Origin of the sequence: Rhizobium sp. UGM030330-04, from assembly GCF_003208455.1 — a bacterium.
GTDB classification, from domain to species: Bacteria; Pseudomonadota; Alphaproteobacteria; order Rhizobiales; family Rhizobiaceae; genus Agrobacterium; species Agrobacterium rhizogenes_A.
In genome coordinates this window covers 138,398-161,710 of the sequence record NZ_QKML01000014.1, presented here as the reverse complement: position 1 = coordinate 161,710, position 23,313 = coordinate 138,398, and the positions used below count along the sequence as shown (strand labels likewise).

The window sequence follows — 23,313 nt, the reverse complement described above, 5'->3', positions numbered from 1 at the left end:
GAATTCACTAATTGACACTACATAGACTCGCACCCTATGACAAGCCCCAAGATGAAATGAACGAGGAGGTTCAAGACATGGCAGCAGCGGCGACATCGATCATCGTCGATTGGGGAACGACATCACTGAGGGCGGCGCTCGTTGGTGAAGGCGGCGAAGAACTCGATCATCTGGAAACCGCCGACGGTATTTCGAGCCTTGGCAAGGGTGAGCATGAGGCGGCGCTGATGGCTGCCCTCGCACCCTGGTTCTCGCGCCACGGGCCCCTGCCCGTCGCCGCACTCGGCATGATCACCAGCCGCAACGGCTGGGTCGAGGTCGCTTATGTGCCGTGCCCGGCAGGCCCGGCGGAACTTGCCGCCGGCACGGTGCGCAGGACGCTGCCGAACGGGTCCGATCTTGTTTTCCTGCCGGGTCTCAACGACCCCGCCCGCCAGCCCTTTCCGGATGTGATGCGCGGCGAAGAAACCCAGATCGTCGGCCATGGCCTTGGCGAAGACGCCACCCTCATCATCCCCGGAACCCACAGCAAATGGGCGCGGGTGAAGGCGGGGCGGATCGACGGTTTCCAGACATTCGTGACCGGTGAAATCTTCAACCTGCTCATCAATCATTCCTTCATCGCGCGCGGTTCAACGCAGCCGCCGGTCGATGATCCCGAGGCCTATCGCTGGGGTCTGAAAGAGGCAAAACGATCCGCCGCCATGCTGTCGCTCATGTTTTCGGCGCGAACCGGCGGGCTCGCCGGCCGGCTTTCGCCGGATCAGCTGCGCTCCTATGTGCGGGGACTGGTCATCGGCCAGGAGTTTCGGCAGGCCCGCGATGCCGGATGGTATGCGGAGGGAGACGAAGCAGATATCGTCGGCAATGATGGGCTGAACGATCTCTATCTGATTGCCGCAGATGTGTTCGGGCTCACGACATCGATTGGCGCGGACGACATCCTGACGAAAGGGGCGCTCGCCGTCCTCAAACAGACGCTTTCCTGAGCGCCGACGGTGGCCGGGGCGCAATCCCGACAGGACAAAACCTGTTCCTTTCATGAAACGAGGCGGCCCACAGGCCGCCTCGTTTTGGTATCAGCACAAGCCAGACCTCAGGCAGGTCGTTCTTCACCCGCATTCGGCCGCTAGGTGATCAGTCTCTTCTCGGCAATATCGAGAATAAGGTCGATGATGAGAACGAAGACGGCGGGAATGCGGGCCACCAAAGTTTTCGCCGCAAACCGCCCGCAACGCGGACGATCCGGCTGCTCGGAGTTCCATCCACCATTCCCCGATACCGCCCTCCGACGCAATATTTTTTTATGACAGGGTCCTAAAGAGCAAATCCTGCTCGTCTAAACAACGAGAGAGAATTTGAACGTCCCGTCTCTCGGTGTGAGGAGAACCATGTGATGTATCTGACCAGGGAATCTGAAATCGCCATCGGCATTCTGACGAACTTCGTACACGAAACAGAGGAAGCCCATACGACGCGAAAGCTTGCTCATCGGCTTGGAGTCACAAAAGATCACGCCGCAAGGGTGGTCGCAATTCTGGTCAGAAACGGACTGCTGCAAAGCAGGCGCGGACGGACCGGCGGCGTCGTTCTTAATGTGGATCCGGAAAGTCTTTCCGTGGGCATGATCCTGCGGGCAACACAGCCGACGATTGTCAGGCGGCCGCGCACACGCAATGCCAATCCTTCCGGCACGGCAGGCATTTTCCACATGCTGGCGGAGGCAACCTCCGACTATTTCATCGAACTGGCGGACACCTGCAAGATAACCGATGTCACCCCGACGAAGATCAGCAGTTCAAAGTGTCGCAGCCGACGAATGACGCTGCCAGCGCCATCTGCGGGAGAAACCGAAGCTGTAAGCCGGTTGAATGCGACAATCTGAAATCATGTTGAGGAGAGTTGCATTTGATACGCATCGTCAGAGCCAAGTTACACGGCATCACCGTAACGGGAGCCGATCTTGATTACCACGGGTCGATCACTCTGGATCCCGAGCATTGCGACCTCGCAGGTATCAGGCCTCTTGAATTCGTCGATATCTGGAACAAGCAAAGCGGCGCCAGAATTTCGACATATGTGATTTTCGGCGAGGCAGGATCAAAATGCTGCATCCTCAATGGTGCGGCGGCACGCACCTGCCAGCGTGGCGATCAGGTCATCATATGCTCGTCGTCTTACGTTCAGGAGAGCGCGCTTTATGACACCGCGCCCATGGTCCTCACGTTCACACCGAAAAACGACGTGAAGGATGTTCTGCGCTATCGCGTCAAGGAAACGGCACGTCGTCCCTTCGACTTCTTTATCGAAACCCTGCCCAATGGGCAAAACACCGATATGGAAGACGAGGACGTGGCAGATCGAGCCATAGCCTGAAAAATGCGCCGGCCTTAACCGGCTGGCGCATCTAGCTGCGATAGCCGGACTGTCTGGCGACCAGAGGCTGAGGCTGGTCATCATCTGCCATGGAGATCGTTGCCTGGTGGCGGGACGCCATCAGGCCGCAATCCAGACAACTGACACGGAGATTACTGTCAGGAGCAATCAGGTCGGCAACCGTGAAGCGATCGAGAAGGCGGGCAAAAAAAGACGATGTCGTGGAGACGATGCGGCCAAGCAATGCTTCGGCGTCCGACTGGGGCGACGGGAGGTTATCTGCGCCTTCCCCGAGCAATTCGGGCTGTATCAGCCGCAGCACCTCGGTCAGCTTCACTGCCTCCGGCTCCCTTGCCAGTTTAAGGCCGCCACCGGGGCCTCGCTCGCTCAGCAGCAGACCGTTTCGCGCCAGCAGGGCGACAACCTGATAGGTGTGGTCTTTCGTAGAACCGATTTCCTGCGAGACCTTTTGAACCGATACGATTTCGTTCCCCTGTCGCGCGCATACTGCGAGTATGCCAAAGGCGATTTCAGTCTGCCGTTTCAGATGCATCGTTTATGAACGTCCTCATGACGAGTGGGGGATCGTCGATCCGGTTCTTACACTACCGTGTTATATCGCTCCGTTCAATTGTTCCAGGGATATAAGCCGGCCTCCGGCATGCCGCATGGATGATCCTGCCCTTATTGCCTAACCTCGCGCGCGAGCCAGCGCTGCAGGAACAGGCCGCCCTTTATGGTTTCCTCGATAATCAGCGCCCACCATACGCCCGTCACTCCAAGATCGAGGAACGAGCAGAAAAACCAGGCCATGGGAAGGCCGAGCCCCCATGTCACGGTCAGGCTGACCAAGACCGGCCAGCGGACATCTCCGACAGCCCGCAGCGATTGAAACAGGATCGTGTTGAATGCAAATCCCGGCTGAATGAATATCGTCAGGAACAGCAGTCTGCCGCACAATTCGATGATCGCCGTGTTGTCGGTAAACAACCGGGTATAGGGAACCGAGGCGAGCCAGATCAGCGTGGCAAGCCCGGTTGTCGTAGCTGCCGCGACGCTTGCGGACCGGAGAGCCTGACGGGTCGCCGCGTCAAGCTTGCGTTCGCCGAACCGGTAACCGATCAGAACCTCGTTCCCCTGACTGATTGCCATGACGACAACGATCAGAAAAGCCATGGCAAGCATCGTGTAAGTGCGCCCCAGCACGGCGTCGACGCCGAATCTGGCGACCAGCCCCAGAAGAATGATCTGGTAAAAACTGTAGGCGATGTAATCGGTCACGCTCGGCAAAGCGATTGCGATCATCCGCCGGGCCGTCGCCAGACGCGCAATCGTATCGGCAAGCGAAAAACGCAGCCCGAGCTTGCGCACCAGAACCGGCGTCAGAACGGCAGCGGTCAGCAGGCGAACGCTCAGGGTGCCGATTGCCGCACCCGTCACGCCCATGCCCGGCAGAGGCCCGGCTCCCAGAATGAGAACCCATTCAGCAAGGAGATAAAAGGCCGATACCCCCACCCCGAATGCCAGGATCAGCCGGCTGTGACCGAATGCGCGCAGGCAGGCCAGACCGGCAGCAATGAAGCCGTTAAAGATCATGGCAACCGCGACGATGTTCAGATAAAGGCCAGCTTCAGCACTCAGCGACGTCGAACCCGCCAGTTGCTCAAGCACAAGGGGACCCGCAACGATCAGTGACAGCCCAAGCGCAAGACCAACGATCGTGTTGGTCAAAAGCGCGACCGCAACCACCTGCCGCGCCGCCTCCACCTCACCCCGGCCAAGGTGCCGGGAAATGACGATGACGGCGCCGATGCCGATAAGTCCGGATAATTCAAACGCTATCAGCAGAACCTGTTTGGCGACAGCAACAGCGGCCGCGGCTTCTGCCGAATAGGCACTTATGATCGCCGTATCGGCCAGATTGACGAAGAAGCTCAGCAGCGAATGAAGCAGGAGCGGAAAGCTCAGCTGGAATAAGGTGGGCTTTCCATGCGTGTTGATGTCTTCTGTCCCGGCGGTTGCGGCGCCCTGTTCCATGGCTGTGATCCTGATCGGCTTCATGGTCAGGTCAGGCGAAATTGCCTGACCTGATGCGCCGCTGCAATTGCCGTTCACGCCCCTGTACCCTGGTGTCGCTTCGCCCCCGTCCACTCTCCGATGGCTCGGCTTTGCCGTGCTGAAGATCGATTATGTGGCCAGCCAGAGTTTGCAGGGTCGGGAAACGGAAGAAATCCGTGACTTCCAGCTCGATGCCAAGCGCATCGCGAACCCTCGCGGGCATGGCGACGATCAGCAGGGAATCCCCTCCCAGCTCGAAAAAATTGTCGCTGACGCCAATATCCTCGCGCTTCAGCATCTGCTGCCAGACGGCGTGCAATGCCTGTTCGACCCGGTTTCCCGGAGAGCTGATTTCGGAAACCGCCCTTTCCGAGCGATCCGGCAGCGGCAGCCGCTTGCGATCCACTTTGCCATTCGCATTCATCGGAAACTCTTCCAGAAGAATGAAATGCGACGGCACCATGTAACGCGGCAACCGAGCCGAAAGCGCCCTGCTGAGCCGGATACCCATGACACCCTTGTCGACCTTGCCGGAGCGATCCTCAAGGAGAACATAGGCCAGAAGCTGCTCCCTGTTCGCATCGAGCAGAACCAGAACCTGATCGACGCCCTCTTCTTCCTGAAGCAGGCTCTCGATTTCTCCAACCTCGATGCGATAGCCGCGCAATTTGATCTGGAAGTCGGTTCGTCCGACGAAATCCAGATTGCCGTCCGGCCTGCGCACGACAAGGTCACCTGTTTTGTAAAGGCGGGAGCCCGGCGTCAATGTCCGGTCATAGGGATCGGGAACGAATTTTTCGGCCGCAAGCGCCGGCCGGTCCCAGTAGCCACGGCTGAGGCTTATGCCACCAATGTGCAGCTCTCCCGGCACGCCTTCGGGAACGGGATCCATATAGGCATCGAGGACGAGGAACGAGGTGTTATCCAGGCGGCCGCCGATCGGCACCTTGCCGCTTCTGGAATGCGCCTCCTCCACCAGCAATGCACCAGCCCAGATCGTCGTCTCGGTCGGGCCATAGACATTCCAGAGAGAACCGATCTTTTGAAGGAGCCGGCCGGCAAGCTGGGCATCGAGAGCTTCGCCACCGCATAGTCCGGTGAGGGATTTTTTTCCTTCCCAGCCGCTGTCCAGCAGCATTCTCCATGTGGCGGGGGTCGCCTGAAAATGCGAAATATCATATTCGCCGATTGTCCTTCCCAGCTTCTCGGGTTGAAGCAAAAGGTCCGGTTCGCGCATGACGGCCGTGGCGCCGACGCTCAATGGCCAGAGCATTTCCAGAACGGAGATGTCAAATGCCGGCGTCGTCACCGAGAGCATCCGGTCTCCAGCCCCTATACCGGGGTGGCGCGCCATGGACTGGAACTGATTGAGCAGGCCCGTATGCGTAATCGGCACTCCCTTGGGTCGCCCCGTGCTGCCGCTTGTATAGAGAATATAGATGTCACTGTTATCAGGCATTGCCGGAAGCCGGGCATCCGGCTGATCTTCAAGATGATGAACGGGATCGATGCAGGCAATGCCGGGGAAAAGCCCCGCATTGTCAGTCAGCACCAGAACCGCTGCGGCATCCTCCAGCACGTAACCGATCCTGTCTGCCGGGTGGCGCGGATCGATCGGAACATAGACCGCACCGGCCTTAATGATCGCGAGGAAAGATATGATGCAGCTCGCCTGCCCCGGCAGCGAAACCGCCACGCGCATTCCCGGTTTCACTGGCCGGTCCAGTGTCAGAAGCGCTCTTGCGAGATTATTCGACGCCTCTTCGAGCTGACTATACGTCCAGCTCCTGTCCAGGCATTCAATGGCAATCTTTTCGGGATGGAGACGTGCCGCACCGCTTATCAGGTCGTGCACCCCCTTGACCGGGAGAGGCCGCGCCACAAGCGCACCCGCCGACAGAAGACCTTCACGCTCGCCGGCGGAGATATATTCGAAGGTCGGTAAAAGCGCGTCGGGGGAAGCGACGACCGACCGCAGCAGGTTTTCAAAATGCTCCAGCTGCCGCTCCATTCGCACCGCCTCGAACCGGCCGGACCGGTACTCGACGGTGACGAGCGCGCCCGATGCGCGCTCCATGATCATCCAGCTCATGTCGAGCTTTGCTTCCGCGACCGGTATCGCTTCCTGCCTCACCCACAGGCTGGCATTGCCCAGATCGAAGCCCTGCGCATTCTGCTGCCTGTAGCCCTGGGTCTGGACCTGAAAGGAAATCTGGAATGGCGAATTTTCCACCCCTTCGCGGTTGCTGCCCAGGACATCCATCAACTCCGCAAAGGGATAGTCCTGATGTTCGAGCGCGTTGGCGAAATCTTCCTGTATGCGTCTCGCCCAGTCCCGGAATGACATGGCCGGGCTGAGATCATTGCGCAACACGATCGTATTGGTGAACAGGCCAATCAATCCCGCCAAATCGGGATCGCTCCGACCGGCAACGGGGACACACACAGCAAGGTCACGGCGACCGGTATAACGGTGGTGCAAAAGCTGGAAAACGGCGGCGAACACCACAAAGGTCGTCGTGCCGAGCCTGGCGGCCAGACCTGACACTTCCGCCATCAGATCCTGCGAAATCTCCTTCACCAGCGTTTCGCTGGCCATGTCAGCCGTTTCATGGCGAGGATAGTCGGCTGGGAACTCCTGCGGCTCAAGATTTTGCAGCCGGTTGACCCAGTATTGTTTTTGCCGCTCGTAATCCTTCGTGCCGGACCATTTTTGCCTGGCGCGGACAAAGTCGCCATAGGATTGCGGCAAGGGATCGAGGACCGGTTCCTGACCGTTCGCCACAGCAGCGTAACACAAAGAAAATTCGCGCATGAGAATGCCGCGCGACCATCCGTCGGCAACCGTGTGATGAAAGACGAACACAAGAATATGCTCGTTTTCTCCAAGCTGCAGCAGATGCGTGCGCATCAGCGGCGCCTTGGACAGATCGAAAGGGGTGCGGGCGATCCGGCCTATCGCATCGTCACAATCGGAAGCAGACATGTTCCGGCAATCGGAAACGACCAGTTCGGGCACCATACTGCCGTGAACCTGCTGCCACGGCCTTCCTTCTTCGAGCGGAAACGCCGTGCGCAACGGCTCGTGCCGCGCGACGAGAATTTGAAGCGTGCGGATGATGGCGTCATGGTCCAGCGGGCCATCAATATGCCACCTGAACGGAATGACATAGGCCGAACTATCAGGGTAGATCTTCTGCTGCAGCCAGAAATGCATCTGCGATGACGTCAGCGGCAATCGCCCGGCAGCACCGGCATCGCCGTCGTCAGGCGCAACATCCTGCCAGGACATGCCACGTGCTTCAAGCTGCGAGCGCAGCCGTGCCCGCTGCTCCGGGTCAAGATTTGCGATGCGGTTACGCAATAGAGCAATCGTCTCGGCATTCGACATCATCGCAAATCCTTCAGACCGCTCGGGCAACACGAACCGGCGGGCGGTTCGCTTCCACGAGTTTCAGCAGAAATGGCAGGCTGCCCATGACGAGGTCGTAATCCTGTACGAAATCGATCAGGCAGGCGATTTCATCGACGCCCGTTTCCGCCAATGTGTCCACCGTCGACTGGCAGCTTTCCGGCGTGCCGATCAGCGACCTGCCTTTCATGAAACCCTCGATGCCGAACTCGATCAGGCTGTCGAGGTCGTCATCGCTGAAATTATCGAGCGTAATGTCGACACCCATGCTCCGCCCAAGGCCTTCGAGAAGATGATAATGGGTGCGAAGATAATCTCCGAAAGGTTTGGAAACATTTGATTTTACCTTACCGGTATCATCGCCCAGAAACGTGTGGACCATCATGCTGACGGTTCCCGCCGCCGGATCATGCCCGTGTTTTTCCCGTGACTTGCGGTAGGCCTCGATCTTCGGCGCAAGCGACTCCGTCGTCTCACCAAGCAGGGCCGTCAGAACATTGAGGCCGCGGCGGCCTGCTTCGATGAAAGTCTCCGTGGACTGGCATGCAACCCAGAAGGGGATGCGCGACTGCACGGGCCGCGGCAGGGTTTTTGCGTCAACAATGTTACCGTCCGCATCCTCGAATGCGACCGCCTCGCCGGCGAGAAGACGGCTGATCTGTTCATAAGAGCGCCACATGGTGCTGCGGCGGTTCCCGTGCGGTTCCTTCGAGAAGACGAATTCATCTTTGGTCCAGCCGGCCGCTATCGCGATGCCTGCCCTGCCGCCGGACAGATTATCGACGACCGCCCATTCCTCCGCCACGCGGGCAGGATGATGCAGGGCGGCAACGACGCTGCCGGCCCTCAGCTGTACCTTGCGCGTGACCATCGCCAATGCGGCACTGACGATCGAGGGATTGGGGTAGAGGCCCCCAAATGCATGGAAATGCCGTTCCGGCACCCACAGGGCCTCCAGGTCATTCGCATCCGCAAACTGTGCGCTGTCCATCAACAGGCGGTAGTTTTCCTGACCCGGACGCGACCCGTCACCGTCAAAATAAAAAAGGCTGAATTTCATCAGAATGATCCCGATTGTGTGTGAGCGTTATCGGCGTCTTCAACGACCGGCCTCGACGTCATCAAGCATCGAGGCAAGCATATCCGCCTCATGGTTGCGGGCGTCGAGACCCTCCTGAATGACCCTGGCGAGGCCGGCGGCCGTCGGTGCGTCGAAAAGCAGGGCCCGCATTGGGATTTCGACGTCGAAGCGCTTTCGAAGCCGGGCGACGACCTGGATGGCGAGCAGCGAATGCCCGCCGAGTTCGAAGAAATTGTCGGCAACGCCGATACCATTTATCCCGAGAAGCTCCGCCATGATGGCGATGACTTCTTCCTCAAGCGGCCCCTGCGGCGCGGCATAGGCGGCCGACGCCCCGCTCCGGGCGGATTTCTGGCCGTTCGCTGTAGCGCCGTCGGAACCTTGGACGTCCGCTGCCGGACGGTTTTCGAGATCATAGGGCGTGACGACGACTGACGCCGGCGAAGCCTGCGAAAGCACCAGCGCCGTGATCTGCCAGACCTCCTCCGGGGTTATTTCCCGATGGGCCGCATGGCCGGCCTCCGTCGCGTGAACCGATGCGCAGGCATCCCAGTTGACGGATTTCCAGACCGGACCGGACGCGTGCCCTTTTGCGGAGACGAAAGCATCCAGATAGGCATTTTCCGCAGCGTATCGGCCAAGGCCTTTGCCACCAACGATCGATGAGAGCGACGACTGGACAAGCACGAAAATGTCATTGCGCTGTCCAAGAACGCGATCAAGGGCGTCAATGGTGCCGGATTTTACGGCCTGAAGGCTTTTGGTGTCGAAACTTTCATTGCCGAGCAGCCCGAAATATTGATCACCCATCGCGGCCGTGTGGAAAACACCCTTCACGGTACCGAGGCTTTTTTGTCCCTCTTCCAGTACGGAGCGAAGCCATTTCGCCTCACTGACATCCCCGGAAAAGAGAAGATAGTCCTTGCCAGGGGTTCCGAGCGATCTGAGCGTCTGGATGAAAAGGCTGACCGGATGACGGGGGCTGTGAGATGCAAGCCAGCGCTCCCAGTCCGGCACCAGCGGAATTCCCGCACGACCCGCCAGAATGACTTTTGCTCCAGCTTTGATGAGCGCGCGGGCATAGACCAGCCCCAGCCCTCCCAGAAGTTCGCCTATGACAAGATAGGTTTCACCGGGCTTTGCAAGGGAACCGGCTTCAACATCGCTGAGTTCGACCCGCTCATGGGAGAGCGCGAACAAAATACCATCGCGAAGGGCATAAATCTGCTCCCCTTCGACCAGAGGCGAGGAGACGACATCCCGAAGGTATTTTGTGGCATTTGCGTCCGGCAGGCCCTGAACATCGATACTGCGGCACGATAGTCCCGGCAGTTCCTGGCTCAGCATCCGCGCCAGCCCGTTAATCCGGGCTTTGGCGGGCTGAACCTCATCGGCGGCAAAAATACCGTGCATGGACCTGCCGATGAATGTCACATCCGGACGCAGGGCGCCACCGGCAAGCGTTCTGGCAAGAGCAAGCGCAAAACTCCACGCGGCGTCCGGCAGGTCCGTAACCGCCAAGCCGAAACCGCTGATGATCTGATCCGGCGTCCAGTTCTTTTTGGCGAGATCGTCGAACAGGGCAAGGAGATGCTCGGCGCTCGCCGGATCGATCGTATAGGCTTTCTCCGAAGCGCTGAATGTCGCTCCCTCACCCACAAGAACCGCATCGATCCCTTGCGGAATTTCCGGAAGAGCCGCACCGAAAACAAGCCAGCGACCTTTGACGGCTGCCGATACGCCGATTTTCAACGGTCGCGTCTTCCACACCGGCTGATGAAACCATTCGGCCATCGGTCTATGGGTTGCGGCAACAGCCGTTTCTCGCCCAACCGTGGGTGGCGCAATCCAGTATGATTGCCGCTCGAAATGATAACCCGGCAAACCCACGCGGCGGCGCGGCGATCCATTGTCGAGCGCCTCCCAGCTGATATCGATACCCGCCAGCCATAGCTGTCCGAACGCCAGCAACGCATGGTCGGCAGCGTCGGCCGTTCCGGCCGCATCCGGCAGGGACGTGACAATGCGGCAATCTTCATTCGCCTGCTGGCGCGCCAGCCTTGACAGCGTCGAGCCGGGCCCGACCTCCAGCAGAACGGGAGCGGAAAGTTCGAGAAGATGTTTCATCCCGTCGCTGAAATTTACCGCCCTGCGAAGATGTTCGGTCCAGTATGCCGGGCTGCGGGCCTCTTCGGGTCGCAGCCAGTTTCCGGAAAGATTGGACATCACATCGATTGCCGGTGCAGAGAGAGCGATGCCGTCGAACAGGCCCGCAAACTCCTCGAGAATCGGCTCCATCGCCGCACTGTGAAACGCATGCGATGTCCTGAGCAGCCGGCAGCCGGCCCCGTCCTTCTCCAGCCGTTCCGCAAAACGATGCAGAACCTCCGTGTCGCCAGCAACAACGCAGCTACCCGGGCCATTCACGGCAGCTATTTCCAGCCCCTCATCCAGCCGGGCGCGCAGATCAGCCTCGGGCAACATGACCGACAACATTCCGCCGGCGGCGCAACCCTGCATCAACCGCCCCCGTGCCAGCACGAGGAACATGGCATCCTTGAGGGAGAACACGCCGGCGAGGCAGGCGGCGACATATTCGCCAACGCTGTGGCCAATCATGGCCCGCGGTTGCAAACCCTTGTGCATCCACATTCTGGCCAACGCATATTCGATGGCAAATAGCGCAGGCTGGGCACGGTCCGTGCGGTCCAGCCCGGCATCGGAGGCATCCTGCCCTGCAAGAAGCAACGCCCGGATTTCAAGATCGTCCGGTATCAATGACAGGCATTCATCGAGTGCTGCCCGGAAGTGCTCTTCGCGCTCATAGAGTGACCGGGCCATTCCCACATGCTGGCTGCCCTGACCCGGGAACATGAATACCAGGCTTGGGTCATGCTGCGGGATCTGGCCTGTGGCGAAACCGGGCCCGGAGGCGGATTTCAGTCTCTCGGCGGCGTCGGATAATGTCGTCGCAAGCGTGATGGAACGGTGGTTGAAGGTCTCTCGTCCCGTCTGCAGCGTATGGGCAACATCGGCAAGGGACACCCCCTGATGTTTTCCGGTTTTCGAAAGCGCATCCGAAAGGGAAGATTGCATTGCGGCGAGCGACGCTGCCGAACGTGCCGAGAGCGGCAGCAGCAGCGTACCCGTCTCACCTTCCGTCGATTCCTGTCGTGCGGGCGCTTCCTCTATGATCACATGGGCATTGCTGCCCCCCATGCCAAATGCGCTGACGGCGGCACGGCGCGGCCTGTCGGCATCGGCTTTCCAGTCGGATTTGCCTGCCGCCACCCGGAAGGGGCCGCTTTCAAAATCGCAGGCACTGCTGGGCGTCGTGAAGTTGCCGCTTGGCGGCAGGCAGTCATGCCGCAGGGCAAGGACAGTTTTGATGAGCCCGCCAATGCCGGCCGCGGCATCCATATGCCCGACATTTCCCTTGAGCGAACCTATGAGGCAAGTCCGGCCTTCGGCGCGAAGCGACGGCCCGTAGACACGGTTCAGCGCGGTCAGTTCGATCGGATCGCCGATCGCGGTCGCGGTCGCGTGGGCCTCCACATAATCCACTGCCGAGGGAGCTATGCCCGCATTGCTCAGCGCCTTCTTGAGAACAGAGGCCTGGCCTTTGACGCTCGGAGCCGTCAATCCGACCTTGGAGCTGCCGTCGTTACCGATCGCCGACCCGGCAATAACGGCATAGACCGTATCGCCGGCCGCCTTCGCATCGCCAAGGCGCTTCAGGATCACGGCGCCAACACCGTTGGTGAATATGGTGCCGCTGGCAGCCGCGTCGAATGGCCGGCATTGGCCATCGGGAGCACCGATGCCCCCTGCCTCATAGAGATAACCGGCAGGCTTTGGCTGGCCAACGGAGACAGCACCTGCCACCGCCATCTCGCATTCGCCCGAAAGCAATGCCTGAACGGCGAGATGCACCGACACCAGACCGGTGGCGCAGGTTGCCTGAACACCCACACTCGGCCCCTCAAGATCGAGGTGGTAAGCCACGCGCGATGCGATCATGCCGGAAACATTGCCGAGCCCCGCCTGCAGCGGTGCCACGCTGTCGCGCAGGGACGGGTCGGAATGAATATGGGTGAAGTGATAATTCAGCGAACCGCCGGCATAAACACCCGTGCGGCCCCGGCTTTTCCCGCTTCCGTAACCGGCATGTTCCAGCGCGTTCCAGGCGCATTCCAGAAATACCCGTTGCTGCGGATCAAGCAGCTGGGCTTCCCTTGGCGCATAACCGAAAAACCCGGCATCAAAAGCGGTCGGATCGCTGAACCCACCCCAGACCCTGACATAGTCGGACTGCCCCGACAATTGCGGATCGATACCGGCGCTTTCGAGATCCGCATCCGTGACCGCCGTCAATCCGGAGCCGCCACCGGCAAGCAGCTGCCAGAAACCGTCAATATCATCGGCACCGGGAAAACGGCCTGCGAGGCCGATGATCGCGACGCGCTCATCATGGCGTTTCTGGAAAATCTCCAGACGCTCCCGCGCGTCGCGCAATATTCCGAGCAATGTCGCCTGATCGGGCTGACTGCCGGCCCCGGCCTGTTGTTTTACGTTCATCGGCGATGGCTCCGATCATCGATTGCATGAAAAGCGTGAGATTATTTTCGGCCTGTTCCAGCCTGCAGAAGTGATGACAGGGCAGCCAGTTCGGACGACAGGTCGCTTTCTTCCCCCTCTTCGTCCGACCGGGAGTTCTGCACCGACCTCTCCTGCACTTGCGTCGTTACCTCGGGGGCGAGGAGATCGCTGCACAGATGATCCACCAGCGCATCGATCGTCGCATGCTCGAAAAACAGCGTCGGTTGTGTTCTGATACCCAATTCACGCTCCAGCGTTCCGGCAAGGCCGACAAGTGCAACGGAATCCAGTCCGAGATCAAAAAAACCGACATTTGCAGCGGGCAGGGTTCCGGCAGGAAGACGGGAAAGCCATGAAACTTCCTCCCTGATCCACTGCCGAAGCAAAGCCGGATGCCGGGATCGGTCAACCCGAGACAATTGTTGCGCCCAGTCGACAACCGCACCCGGGTCGGCAACCGGCGTGAAATTCGCCTGCGGGGTGGCCTCCCAACGCTCGACCACCTTGAGATTGTCGTTCAGCAGATCCTGGCGGCAGGCAAAACGCCGGACCTTGCCGCTCGGCGTGCGCGGCAGGCTGCTCGGGCGGATGAGGACGATGGTGGCAAGCTTGAGCTTGTGAACACGGGAGATGGCCCCGCGAATGGCGTGCAGAACGGCTTCGGCATCCAGATTGCGCAGACCATCACGGGTAAGCTCGCAGACGAGACCGACCTGTTCCTCACCATCCACATCAAGCGCAAAAGCACCCGCCCGCCCCTGTGCGAGCGCGGCATGCGACGAGAAGGCGGTCTGCTCTATGTCCTCGGGGTGATGGTTCTGCCCCCTGATGATGATGAGATCCTTCAGGCGGCCGGTAATGAAATATTGCCCGTCATGGCGAAAGCCAAGATCGCCCGTGCGGCGCCAGCCACCCTCACCGGCAATTTTCTGGTCAAAGCTTTCCGCGCTTGCTTTTGCCCTCGCCCAATAACCGGGCGTGACATTCGGACCACGTATCCACAATTCGCCGACCTGCCCATCGTCGAGCAGCCGGTTTTCCTCGGGCTCCATGACAACGATCTCGATATCCGCTCCGGGACGGCCGCAGGCCGCAAGTTCGATTGCATCATGCTCATCCGCACCAGCGGGGAGCGGCAGCGCCGTTCCCTGCTTTGCCAGCGTTTCACGCTCGAAACTCCGCAATTGCGGCGGATCGGACGGTGCATTTCCGGTCAGGAAAAGCGTGGCTTCGGCCTGGCCATAGCAGCAATAAAAGGCTTCATGCCGAAAGCCATGGTCGGCAAACAGCGCGCTGAAGCGCCTCAGCGTGTGCGGGCGCACCGGCTCCGCACCATTATAGGCGATCCGGACCGTGGAGAGATCAAGCTGCGCGGCGGCTTCTTCACTGTAGCGGTCGGCACAATGCTCATAGGCGAAATTCGGTCCGCCTATGATGGTCGCCCGGTTTTGCGTCGCCAGTTCAAGGAACCGCAGCGGCCGTCGCAGAAAGCTCGCAGGCGCCATGATCGACACCGGAAATCCGTTGAAGATCGGTGACAGGATGCCGTCGATCAGCCCCATGTCGTGATAATGGGGCAACCATGTCGCGGACCGATCCTCCGGGCCATAATGAAACGCAAGGCTGATCTGCCGCAAATTGGCCATCAGATTGGCATGCGTGACCATGACGCCTTTCGGATCACTGGTCGAACCGGATGTATATTGCAGAAATGCAATCCGGCTTCCGTCGAGAACCGCTGGAAGGCTCGAGGAAGGCGTAAGATCCTGCAGCGGAATATTGGGATCGGCGCCTGAAGGCGCAAGGCAAAATCCATGGCCGACGGCCCTCTGAAGCGGTTCCAGCAGCTCCTTCAATTCGGCGGCGCACACTATTCCCGAGATGCCGGCGTCTTTCGCAATATGCAACCAACGGTGTATTCCTTCATTCCGCCGCGGCGCCGGGACAGGCACCGGAACGGCACCGGCATGCAGGCATCCGAGAAAGGCTGCGATGAAGGCGAGACCGGGCGGGTAAACGATGAGGACCCGGCCGCCCTGCCCGACAAGACCCGTTCTGGAAACCTCGTCAGAAACAATTTTAACGCGAGCGTTCAATTCTCCCCATGTCCAGCCATCACTGCGGCTTTCATCGATAGCGCCTGGATCATCAGGATAAAAACGGAAGGCCTCATCTGCTGGACGGTCAGCAGCAATGTCGTCAAGCCTATGTATTATCGTTATAAAATCTCTTTCCCCAGATGGCTTTCGAGCGAACATCGGTATGATCTGCATCTGAAAAAGCTCCTGACGTCGGGACATCAATATTCGCGACGAGCAACCATAGGTTGCTCACCGTTCCAATTGCCCATACTTATCCGCCAGCGGCAGTCGTTGCTGCTCGCTGCGTCTCGATGACAACAATTACCTCTTGCATATAATTCTTGAATCGCCTAGTCAAGAATAAGAAATTGAAATTGACGACCGGTTTCAGGCAGCTGAATATGCAATTGATAGTTGTTTTACCGATGAGGACACTGCTGCTTGACGCCGGCCTGAAAGGGCTTGTCGCTGGTTCTCCGGATCGCGTGACGCCGATACAGCCAAGGGGCGGCTTATGAATTACATCGAGCCAGTCGAAACCCTCATAACCCGGCTTCATCAAAACAATATCCGTGTCTGGATCGATGCCGGCAGCCTGAAATGTTCGGACCCTGATGATCGCCTGAACGACGTCGTGATGAGCGAAATCCGGACCAGAAAAAACGACATTCTGGCATTCCTCAATATGGCGCACGCGGAAGCCGGTGCACCCGATCAGAACAATATTCCTGCCCGCCACGAGACCCGCCCGCCGCTTTCATTCGCCCAGGAAAGACTGTGGCTGATCGACCAGATCTATCCGGGCTCTGCATTGCATCACATCTGCATTGCGCTCGACGTTCAAGGCACGCTCGACCTCGATGCGCTGAGGGCGGCGCTTGCCGCTGTCATGAACCGCCACGCGGTGCTTCGCGCCCGCATATACAGCGACAAGGGCGTGCCCGGACAAACCATATCCGCTGATTGTGACACGCCTTTTTCCGTCGTCAGTATTTCACCTGCCGATGCGGCAATCGAAGATGTCATTCATGCGGAAACGAGCAGACCCTTCGATCTTGCCGCCGAACCGCCCATCCGCCTGCTCGTCGTCAAGTGCGGCGACGGCCGCCATGTCCTCGTTTTTACGCTGCACCACATATGCGCCGACGGCTGGTCCACTGAAATCCTGCTGAAAGACCTCGGCGCGTTTTACAGCGCGCAGGTGTCCGGCAGCGCGACGCCGGAAGCTGCGTTGCCGATACAATATGGCGACTTTGCCGCATGGCAGCGCCAGCGTCTGGCGGCGGAAACGGCAGGAGCACTCGAGGAATTCTGGAAGCAGCACCTTTCGCAGCCTTTGCAGACAACGCAGCTGGTAACGGACATGGCGCGCACCGCAGGCCATGGCCATGCAGGTGAACTGCATGACTTCTCGATCGACAAAGCGACGGCCGATTCCCTGCGCAAGATTGCCGCCGCGCATGGCACAACGCTGTTCACGGCGCTTTTCACCGCCTTTAACCTGCTGATCCACCGCTATACCGGGCAGACCGATCTGGTGATCGGCACGCCCGTCGCCAGCCGCCCGCATGTGGAGACGGAAGATCTGGTCGGGCTGTTCGTCAATCCTCTCCCCGTCAGATCGCGTGTCGATCCCTTCGGCAATTTTGAAAAGGCCCTGCGGCAAACACATGAGACCCTGCAGCAGGTCATCAGCCATCAGGACATGCCGTTCGAGCGCATTGTCGATATGGTCGGCGTGCAACGCGATCCCGACAGCCACCCGCTCTTTCAGATGAAATTTCAGCTCGACGCAGCACCACGCGAGCGCATCCGGCTTCCCGGGCTGGAAATGCGCCGGCTGGCGCGCCAGGACAAGGTTTCGAGGCTCGACCTGTGCCTCGATCTACGCGAGACGGAGGCCGGGCTTTCCGGCACGGTCGAATACAAGACCGCACTGTTCCACGCCGAGACGATCGGCCGGTTCGCCAGCCATTTCCAGCAACTGCTGAAATCCATCGTCGCCAACCCCTCCCTGCCGATCGCAACCCTTGCGCTTTTGACACGGGAAGAACAGCAACAGCGGGTTTGCGACTTCAACAGCACGGCGCAGGAAAACGCTGGCCCGCACTACTTTCATGAGCTGTTCGAAGCACATGTGGCGCGCGCGCCGGACGCCGTGGCACTCATCATGCCGCGCGCGGAAACTGATGATACCATGACATATGGCGAACTCAACGCGCGCGCAAACAGGCTGGCGCGCCTGCTGCAGCGTAAAGGCGTGACGCCGGAAACCGTTGTCGCAATCTCGTTGCCGCGCGGTTTCGACATGATCGTCGCCTGGCTTGCGGTCTGGAAAGCAGGCGGTGCCTATCTGCCTCTCGATCCGGATTATCCCGCGGAGCGGATTGGTGCGATGCTGTCGGATGCAAGCGCCCGGCTTGTCGTCAGCCACAGCTCGATCGATCTCCCAGCGACAGCCGACCGGCTCAATCTGGATGAGGATTTCCCCGACGACGAACGCGCCGACAATCTTGAAACGGTGACGCATCCGTCACAGCTGGCTTATGTGATCTACACGTCGGGCTCGACAGGCAAGGCAAAGGGCGTCCTTGTCGATCATAGCGGGCTGATCAATCTGACGAGGGACAAGATCGGTGCCTGCGACGTCAGGCCCGGCGATTGTGTGCTGCAATTCTTCAGCTTCAGTTTTGATGCCTCCATTCCCGAACTCGTGATGAGCCTTGGCGCCGGCGCCAGGCTTCTTCTCCTGCCCGGATATGCGACGCTTCCCGGCGCCGAATTAGCCGACATCCTGCACACGCGACAGGTAACGCACCTGACGATGACGCCATCCGCCCTGCTTTCCCTGCCGGTCGACGACCTGCCGTCGCTGCGCACCGTTCTGGTCGGGGGAGAAGTTCCTATGCCGGAACTCATCGAAAGATGGGGAAAGAACCGTCGTTTCATCAATGCCTACGGCCCCACCGAAACCACCGTCAATGCCAGCATGGTCGACATGGGAGGCGGGCGCGCCGGCCTGCCGGTGCTGAGGCCTGCGGCAAACAAGCAGCTCTATGTGCTGGATGATAATCTCGAGCTGTTGCCCTTCGGCGTGCCGGGAGAACTTCATATCGGTGGCTGCGGCATTGCCCGCGGTTATCACGACCGGGCGACCCTGACGGCCGAACGTTTCGTTCCCGATCCATTTGCCACAAACGGGAGAGCGGGCGTGCTCTACCGCACCGGCGATCGCGCCGTGCTGCTTGCCGATGGCCGGATACACGTGTCAGGGCGGCTGGACAGCCAGGTCAAGATCCGTGGATACCGCATTGAGCCCGGGGAAATAGAGGCCGGCCTGCTTGCCCACCCGTCCATCGTTTCGGCGACTGTGGCGGTGCGTGACGACGGACGCGGCGGCAAAAGGCTTGCTGCCTATGCGGTTCCTCAAACCGATCAGGACGTGGCATTCAGACCCACGCCCTCGGAAATCCGCGCATGGCTGGCAAACCGCCTGCCGAAATTCCTTGTGCCCGACACGTTCGACTGGCTTGAGGCGCTGCCGCTCACCGTGAACGGCAAGATCGATCCCTCAAGGCTTCCCGCGCCGCGCGCCGAAACAAACCCCGGTGGCCGGCAGCCTGAAGGCGAAATGGAAACCCGGATAGCCAGCGCGTTCGGGCATGTTCTGAATATTGATCAGGTTGCCGCAACCGATGACTTCTTCGCGCTTGGCGGCCACTCGCTGCTGGCCACCCGTTTCTGCGCCGTCGCAAAGGAGAAGTTCGGCCTCAATATCGGCGTTCTCGATCTTTTCAACGCCTCCACGGTGGAAGCGCTGGCGAACCGCCTGCGGACCAGAGACGCCGGCGATAGCGGCAGCGACGAAGAAACCCTGCTGCTGAAGCGCGATATAGAGCTGGATGACGCAATCCGCCCGAGTGCGACGGCAAGAGCGGAAAGCGGCACCGCCCACGTCTTCCTGACGGGCGCGACCGGCTTTCTCGGCACCTATCTGCTCCACGAGCTGCTTCGCGACCCGGCGAGAAAAGTCACCTGCCTGGTGCGTGGCGATGACGGAATGAACCGCCTGCGGCAGGCCTTCCGGCAATATGACCTGCCCCAATCCGTGCTGACGGAGCGTGTGACGACTTTGACGGGCGAGCTTTCCAAACCAAATCTCGGGCTAGCCGCGGCAGACTACGACCATATTCTCCGAAATGCCGACTGCGTTTTCCACAATGGCGCGGAAGTGCACCATCTGCATCGGTATGAGCGGTTGCGCGAGACCAATGTGCTTGGAACCCGCGAAGTTCTCAAACTGGCCTGCGCCGGGGCGGGGCGGCATGTTCATCACATCTCGACACTCAGTGCGCTGACGCCGCGCCGCGGTTCCGGCAGCGATGCCAGGCCTGTCTGCGAACTGGAGAGCGTGGAAGGCTTTGCTCCACCCGCCGGTGGTTATAACCGGAGCAAATGGGTGGCGGAGCATCTCGTCAACGAAGCCGGAAAGCGGGGATTGCCGGTGACGATCTACCGGCCGGGAGCGATATCCGGCGACAGCGTTACCGGCGCCTTCAACGGCTCGGACATATTGTGCCGTCTGGTGCAGGCCTATCTTTACACCGGGACAGCGCCGGAAGGCGAAAGGCTGCTCGATATGCTGCCGGTCGACCATGTGGCCCGGGCGATTGTCCATCTCTCCGGCAAACCGGCTTCGGCGGGACAGGTTTTCCATCTCATTCATTCGTTCCCCGTTTCAAGCGCCCGGCTCTTCGAGGCCTGCGAAATGGAAGGGATCGAGCTTAAGCGGGTTTCGCAGCGGGAATGGCAGGACATGCTGGGCGATGTGGCGCGTGGAACGCCGGACCACCCGCTTTATCCATTGCTGGGACTGCTGCGCTCGCCTTCCGCCGCCGGCAAGAGCGATGAAAAACAGACACGCAACTTCGATTGCCACCTCACACAGGCGGCAATGTCCGACGCACCATTCCGCGAACCGGCGCTGACATTCGAGCTTTTGCGAACATATCTGCGCGCATTTGCCAAGGCCAACTTTCTGAACGCGACGTCCGATGACGCGCGAAAGCAGGGTGAACGATGAGCACAGTTATATCAAGCGAAGCCGGCAATTACGACCATTGGGCCTGGCTCTACAACCACACGCTTGGCCCGCGCTATAGCGAGCAGAAGATCGAGCCCCTGGCACGGGCGGTTCTTTCGCAACTGCCCGACGGCGCTTCGGTTCTCGATCTCTGCTGCGGAACGGGACATCTTGCAAAGCTGATGGCTGCGCGCGGATATGCCGTGACCGGGCTGGATGGTTCGCAGGACATGATAAACCATGCCCGCGGCAATGCGCCCGATCTTGAATTCGTTCTGGGGGACGCCAGGGATTTCACCTTTGAACACGCCTTTGACGGCGTGGTGTGTACCAGCGCATCGTTGAACCACATCCAGAATACCGAAGACCTGCAGAAGGTTTTTTCAAGCGTTCGCCGTTGCCTGAAGGATGACGGAATTTTTGCTTTCGACATCAACCATCCCGGCCAGATGGTGCGCTACTGGCGCGATGTGCCGGCTGAGGGTGAACTCACCGACGATTATGCCTGGCTGATCACGCCTCGTTATAATTCACGGTCGAACGAGGGGTCCTTCACGGTTGAAATCCATACGAGGTCAAAAGGGGCGGGCTTCTCCCCGGTGGAGGCGGCATACAGGCTGGCGGCCCGGCTGCTTTCCAATCGCCGGCGGCTCGCTCTCATCGCCCGCTTCGGCATTCCCGGAAAGAACTGGCAGCGTCACTCCGTGACCAACCCTGTTTGGGGGCACAATCTGGAAACCGTGACCGAACTTCTCCGGGCATCGGGCTTTTCGGTGAAAATGCGAAGCACCGATGGCGGTCCGGTGACAGATGAGAGGGCGGTCTACTTCCTCTGCACGAAGATTGCCGGCGACAGCGCGGGGCAGGAAGTCACACAGGAGGCCGTCGAATGAATATTCACAACAATCCCGGCCCAGCGACTGCCCCCGCGACCGACCCTGTCACCACAATCGTAGCCAGCTTCAATCTCAAGACGCCGGGTTCGAAGCGCGCCGCCGCCTATAACCGGGATTTCCTTTCGGACAAAAGCTCGATCGGCCTTCCCTTCACGATGCAAACCAAAGAGGCCCTGTATCCCATCGTCGCCACCCACGCGGAAGGCGCCTATTTGCAGGACATCGACAACAACAGATATGTCGATATTCTCATGGGCCTCGGCACCAATCTCTTCGGCCATAATCCGTCCTTTATCCGCACGGCAATCGAAGCACAGCTGGCCAAGGGCTTTGCACTTGGGCCGCAATCGGATCTGGCCGGCGAGACCGCGGAACTGTTTTGCCGCATCACCGGAAAAGACCGCGTCACGTTCAGCAATACCGGCACCGAAGCCGTGCAGACGGCCATGCGCATCGCCCGTGCCGCAACGGGGCGCGACAAGATCGTGCTGTTTACAGGCTCGTATCACGGCCATTCCGACCCTGCCCTGCATAAGGCGACCAAACTCGAATATATCCGCAGGGGCGCGTTGCTGCGGTCTCATCCGGCATGGCTGGTGGCGCTGAAGCCGCTCCTGAAACGCATGGTGCTGACGAAAGCAGTTCCCGGCTTTTCAGGCGTCGCCCCTTCCTCCGCCCGCGATATCGTGCTGCTGGAATACGGCAATCCCCGTTCCATCGATTATATCAGGCGTCACGGCGAAAGCCTTGCCGGCGTGCTTGTCGAGCCCGTTCAGAGCCGGAACCCGGAACTGCAGCCGCGCGAGTTTCTGCATGAATTGCGAAGCGTGACCGAAAAGACCGGAAGCGCGCTGATATTCGACGAGATGATCACCGGCTTCCGCGTCGCACCCGGCGGCGCGCAGTCCCATTTCGGCATAGATGCTGATATTGCCACCTATGGCAAAATCGCCGGCGGCGGATTGCCGCTGTCGCTCATCGCCGGCAAGGGGCGGTTCATGGATTTCGTCGATGGCGGAGCATGGGCTTACGGCGACAGCTCCTTCCCGAAAGTGGCCCCGACATTTTTTGCCGGAACCTATTGCCGCCATCCGCTGGCGCTCGCAGCCGCAAAGGCGGTTGCGACGCGGTTGCTGGAAGACGGACCGGCCCTGCAAGAAAGCCTCAACGCCAGGACCAAGGCATTCGTGGAACGGCTGAACGGCACGCTCAGGGATGCGGGGTTGCCCGTTGCGTTCATGAGCTTCGGTTCGTTCTTTGCCATATCCGCTGCCCGCAGCCGCATCTCGCCGCAGGCTGTCACCATGCTTTCCTTCCTTCTCCTGACCTCCGGCGTTCACCTTCGTGCCGGAGACCGCGGCGGTTTTCTCTCAACCGCCCACAGCGATGACGACATCACCTTTGTTCACGACGCTGTTCTGCAAGGCCTGACGGCTCTGGCGGACCACCGTCTTCTCGACAGACATTGATCGGAGTGACCACCATGAGTTCCCAGACCCCGGCTGAAGACCTGCACTACAACGTCGTGATCAGCGACGAGGAGCGATATTCGATATGGCCGGTCTACAAGGCGGTCCCGACAGGGTGGCGACCGAGCGGCTTTTCCGGATCGAAGCAGGCGTGCCTCGATCATATCGAGGTTGAGTGGACCGACATGCGCCCCTTGAGTTTGCGGCGGTTGATGGACGGCGAGGCCGTAAACACAACCAGCGTGCAAGAATAGGACG

13 protein-coding genes are annotated in these 23,313 nt (G+C 59.9%); 7 read left to right on the top strand and 6 right to left on the bottom strand.

Annotation, left to right across the window (positions count from 1 at the left end; genetic code table 11):
• The first annotated feature begins 77 nt into the window (after positions 1–77).
• From N434_RS20640 to panD, 3 genes are all read left to right on the top strand, one after another.
• Positions 78–989 carry a 2-dehydro-3-deoxygalactonokinase gene (locus N434_RS20640; RefSeq protein WP_110760143.1) on the top strand — a complete coding sequence of 304 codons (912 nt, stop codon included), beginning with the start codon at positions 78–80 and terminating at the stop codon, positions 987–989.
• A 407-nt stretch (positions 990–1,396) separates the two neighbouring features.
• Positions 1,397–1,885, top strand: a complete 489-nt coding sequence (locus N434_RS20635) for an RrF2 family transcriptional regulator (protein WP_286172362.1) — start codon at positions 1,397–1,399, stop codon at positions 1,883–1,885.
• A gap of 23 nt (positions 1,886–1,908) precedes the next feature.
• On the top strand, positions 1,909–2,376 hold the full coding sequence (gene panD / locus N434_RS20630) for an aspartate 1-decarboxylase (RefSeq protein ID WP_110760109.1): 468 nt from the start codon (positions 1,909–1,911) through the stop codon (positions 2,374–2,376).
• Positions 2,377–2,407: 31 nt separating this feature from the next.
• On the opposite strand, the gene N434_RS20625 is transcribed toward panD, so the two are convergent.
• The 6 genes from N434_RS20625 to N434_RS20600 all read right to left on the bottom strand — a co-directional run bounded on the left by N434_RS20625 (position 2,408) and on the right by N434_RS20600 (position 15,784).
• Positions 2,408–2,929, bottom strand: a complete 522-nt coding sequence (locus N434_RS20625; protein ID WP_110760108.1) for an Rrf2 family transcriptional regulator — start codon at positions 2,927–2,929, stop codon at positions 2,408–2,410.
• A gap of 131 nt (positions 2,930–3,060) precedes the next feature.
• The gene (locus N434_RS20620) at positions 3,061–4,413 is read right to left on the bottom strand and encodes an MATE family efflux transporter (RefSeq protein WP_110760142.1); all 1,353 of its coding nucleotides are present in this window, start codon (positions 4,411–4,413) and stop codon (positions 3,061–3,063) included.
• Positions 4,414–4,444: 31 nt separating this feature from the next.
• Positions 4,445–7,825, bottom strand: a complete 3,381-nt coding sequence (locus N434_RS20615; RefSeq protein WP_286172361.1) for a non-ribosomal peptide synthetase — start codon at positions 7,823–7,825, stop codon at positions 4,445–4,447.
• 13 nt (positions 7,826–7,838) lie between these two features.
• Entirely contained in the window at positions 7,839–8,906 is a 1,068-nt protein-coding gene (locus N434_RS20610) for an LLM class flavin-dependent oxidoreductase (protein WP_110760106.1), read from the bottom strand.
• A gap of 39 nt (positions 8,907–8,945) precedes the next feature.
• Positions 8,946–13,505, bottom strand: a complete 4,560-nt coding sequence (locus N434_RS20605) for a type I polyketide synthase (protein ID WP_110760105.1) — start codon at positions 13,503–13,505, stop codon at positions 8,946–8,948.
• A 41-nt stretch (positions 13,506–13,546) separates the two neighbouring features.
• A complete protein-coding gene (locus tag N434_RS20600; RefSeq protein ID WP_286172367.1) occupies positions 13,547–15,784 on the bottom strand; it encodes an AMP-binding protein in 2,238 nt (745 codons plus the stop codon).
• A 337-nt stretch (positions 15,785–16,121) separates the two neighbouring features.
• Between N434_RS20600 and N434_RS20590 the strand changes: the two genes are divergently transcribed.
• The 4 genes from N434_RS20590 to N434_RS20575 are packed head-to-tail and all read left to right on the top strand — an operon-like array spanning position 16,122 to position 23,309.
• Positions 16,122–20,690: a non-ribosomal peptide synthetase gene (locus N434_RS20590; RefSeq protein WP_110760104.1), complete on the top strand. Its 4,569-nt coding sequence runs from the start codon at positions 16,122–16,124 to the stop codon at positions 20,688–20,690.
• Positions 20,687–21,583 carry a class I SAM-dependent DNA methyltransferase gene (locus N434_RS20585; protein ID WP_110760103.1) on the top strand — a complete coding sequence of 299 codons (897 nt, stop codon included), beginning with the start codon at positions 20,687–20,689 and terminating at the stop codon, positions 21,581–21,583. The genes N434_RS20590 and N434_RS20585 overlap by 4 nt, the downstream gene beginning before the upstream one ends.
• Positions 21,580–23,055, top strand: a complete 1,476-nt coding sequence (locus tag N434_RS20580) for an aminotransferase class III-fold pyridoxal phosphate-dependent enzyme (RefSeq protein ID WP_110760102.1) — start codon at positions 21,580–21,582, stop codon at positions 23,053–23,055. Before N434_RS20585 ends, N434_RS20580 begins: the two co-directional genes overlap by 4 nt.
• 14 nt (positions 23,056–23,069) lie before the next feature.
• On the top strand, positions 23,070–23,309 hold the full coding sequence (locus tag N434_RS20575) for an MbtH family protein (protein ID WP_110760101.1): 240 nt from the start codon (positions 23,070–23,072) through the stop codon (positions 23,307–23,309).
• The last annotated feature ends 4 nt before the right edge of the window (positions 23,310–23,313 follow it).

Excerpts from the sequence above, each read along its gene's own strand:
- N434_RS20635 (WP_286172362.1), top strand. The coding sequence starts at position 1,397 with ATGTATCTGACCAGGGAATCTGAAATCGCCATCGGCATTCTGACGAAC.
- N434_RS20640 (WP_110760143.1), top strand. The coding sequence starts at position 78 with ATGGCAGCAGCGGCGACATCGATCATCGTCGATTGGGGAACGACATCA.
- N434_RS20600 (WP_286172367.1), bottom strand. The coding sequence starts at position 15,784 with ATGTTCGCTCGAAAGCCATCTGGGGAAAGAGATTTTATAACGATAATA.
- N434_RS20610 (WP_110760106.1), bottom strand. The coding sequence starts at position 8,906 with ATGAAATTCAGCCTTTTTTATTTTGACGGTGACGGGTCGCGTCCGGGT.
- N434_RS20605 (WP_110760105.1), bottom strand. The coding sequence starts at position 13,505 with ATGAACGTAAAACAACAGGCCGGGGCCGGCAGTCAGCCCGATCAGGCG.
- N434_RS20620 (WP_110760142.1), bottom strand. The coding sequence starts at position 4,413 with ATGGAACAGGGCGCCGCAACCGCCGGGACAGAAGACATCAACACGCAT.
- N434_RS20585 (WP_110760103.1), top strand. The coding sequence starts at position 20,687 with ATGAGCACAGTTATATCAAGCGAAGCCGGCAATTACGACCATTGGGCC.
- N434_RS20590 (WP_110760104.1), top strand. The coding sequence starts at position 16,122 with ATGAATTACATCGAGCCAGTCGAAACCCTCATAACCCGGCTTCATCAA.
- N434_RS20580 (WP_110760102.1), top strand. The coding sequence starts at position 21,580 with ATGAATATTCACAACAATCCCGGCCCAGCGACTGCCCCCGCGACCGAC.
- N434_RS20625 (WP_110760108.1), bottom strand. The coding sequence starts at position 2,929 with ATGCATCTGAAACGGCAGACTGAAATCGCCTTTGGCATACTCGCAGTA.
- N434_RS20615 (WP_286172361.1), bottom strand. The coding sequence starts at position 7,825 with ATGTCGAATGCCGAGACGATTGCTCTATTGCGTAACCGCATCGCAAAT.
- N434_RS20575 (WP_110760101.1), top strand. The coding sequence starts at position 23,070 with ATGAGTTCCCAGACCCCGGCTGAAGACCTGCACTACAACGTCGTGATC.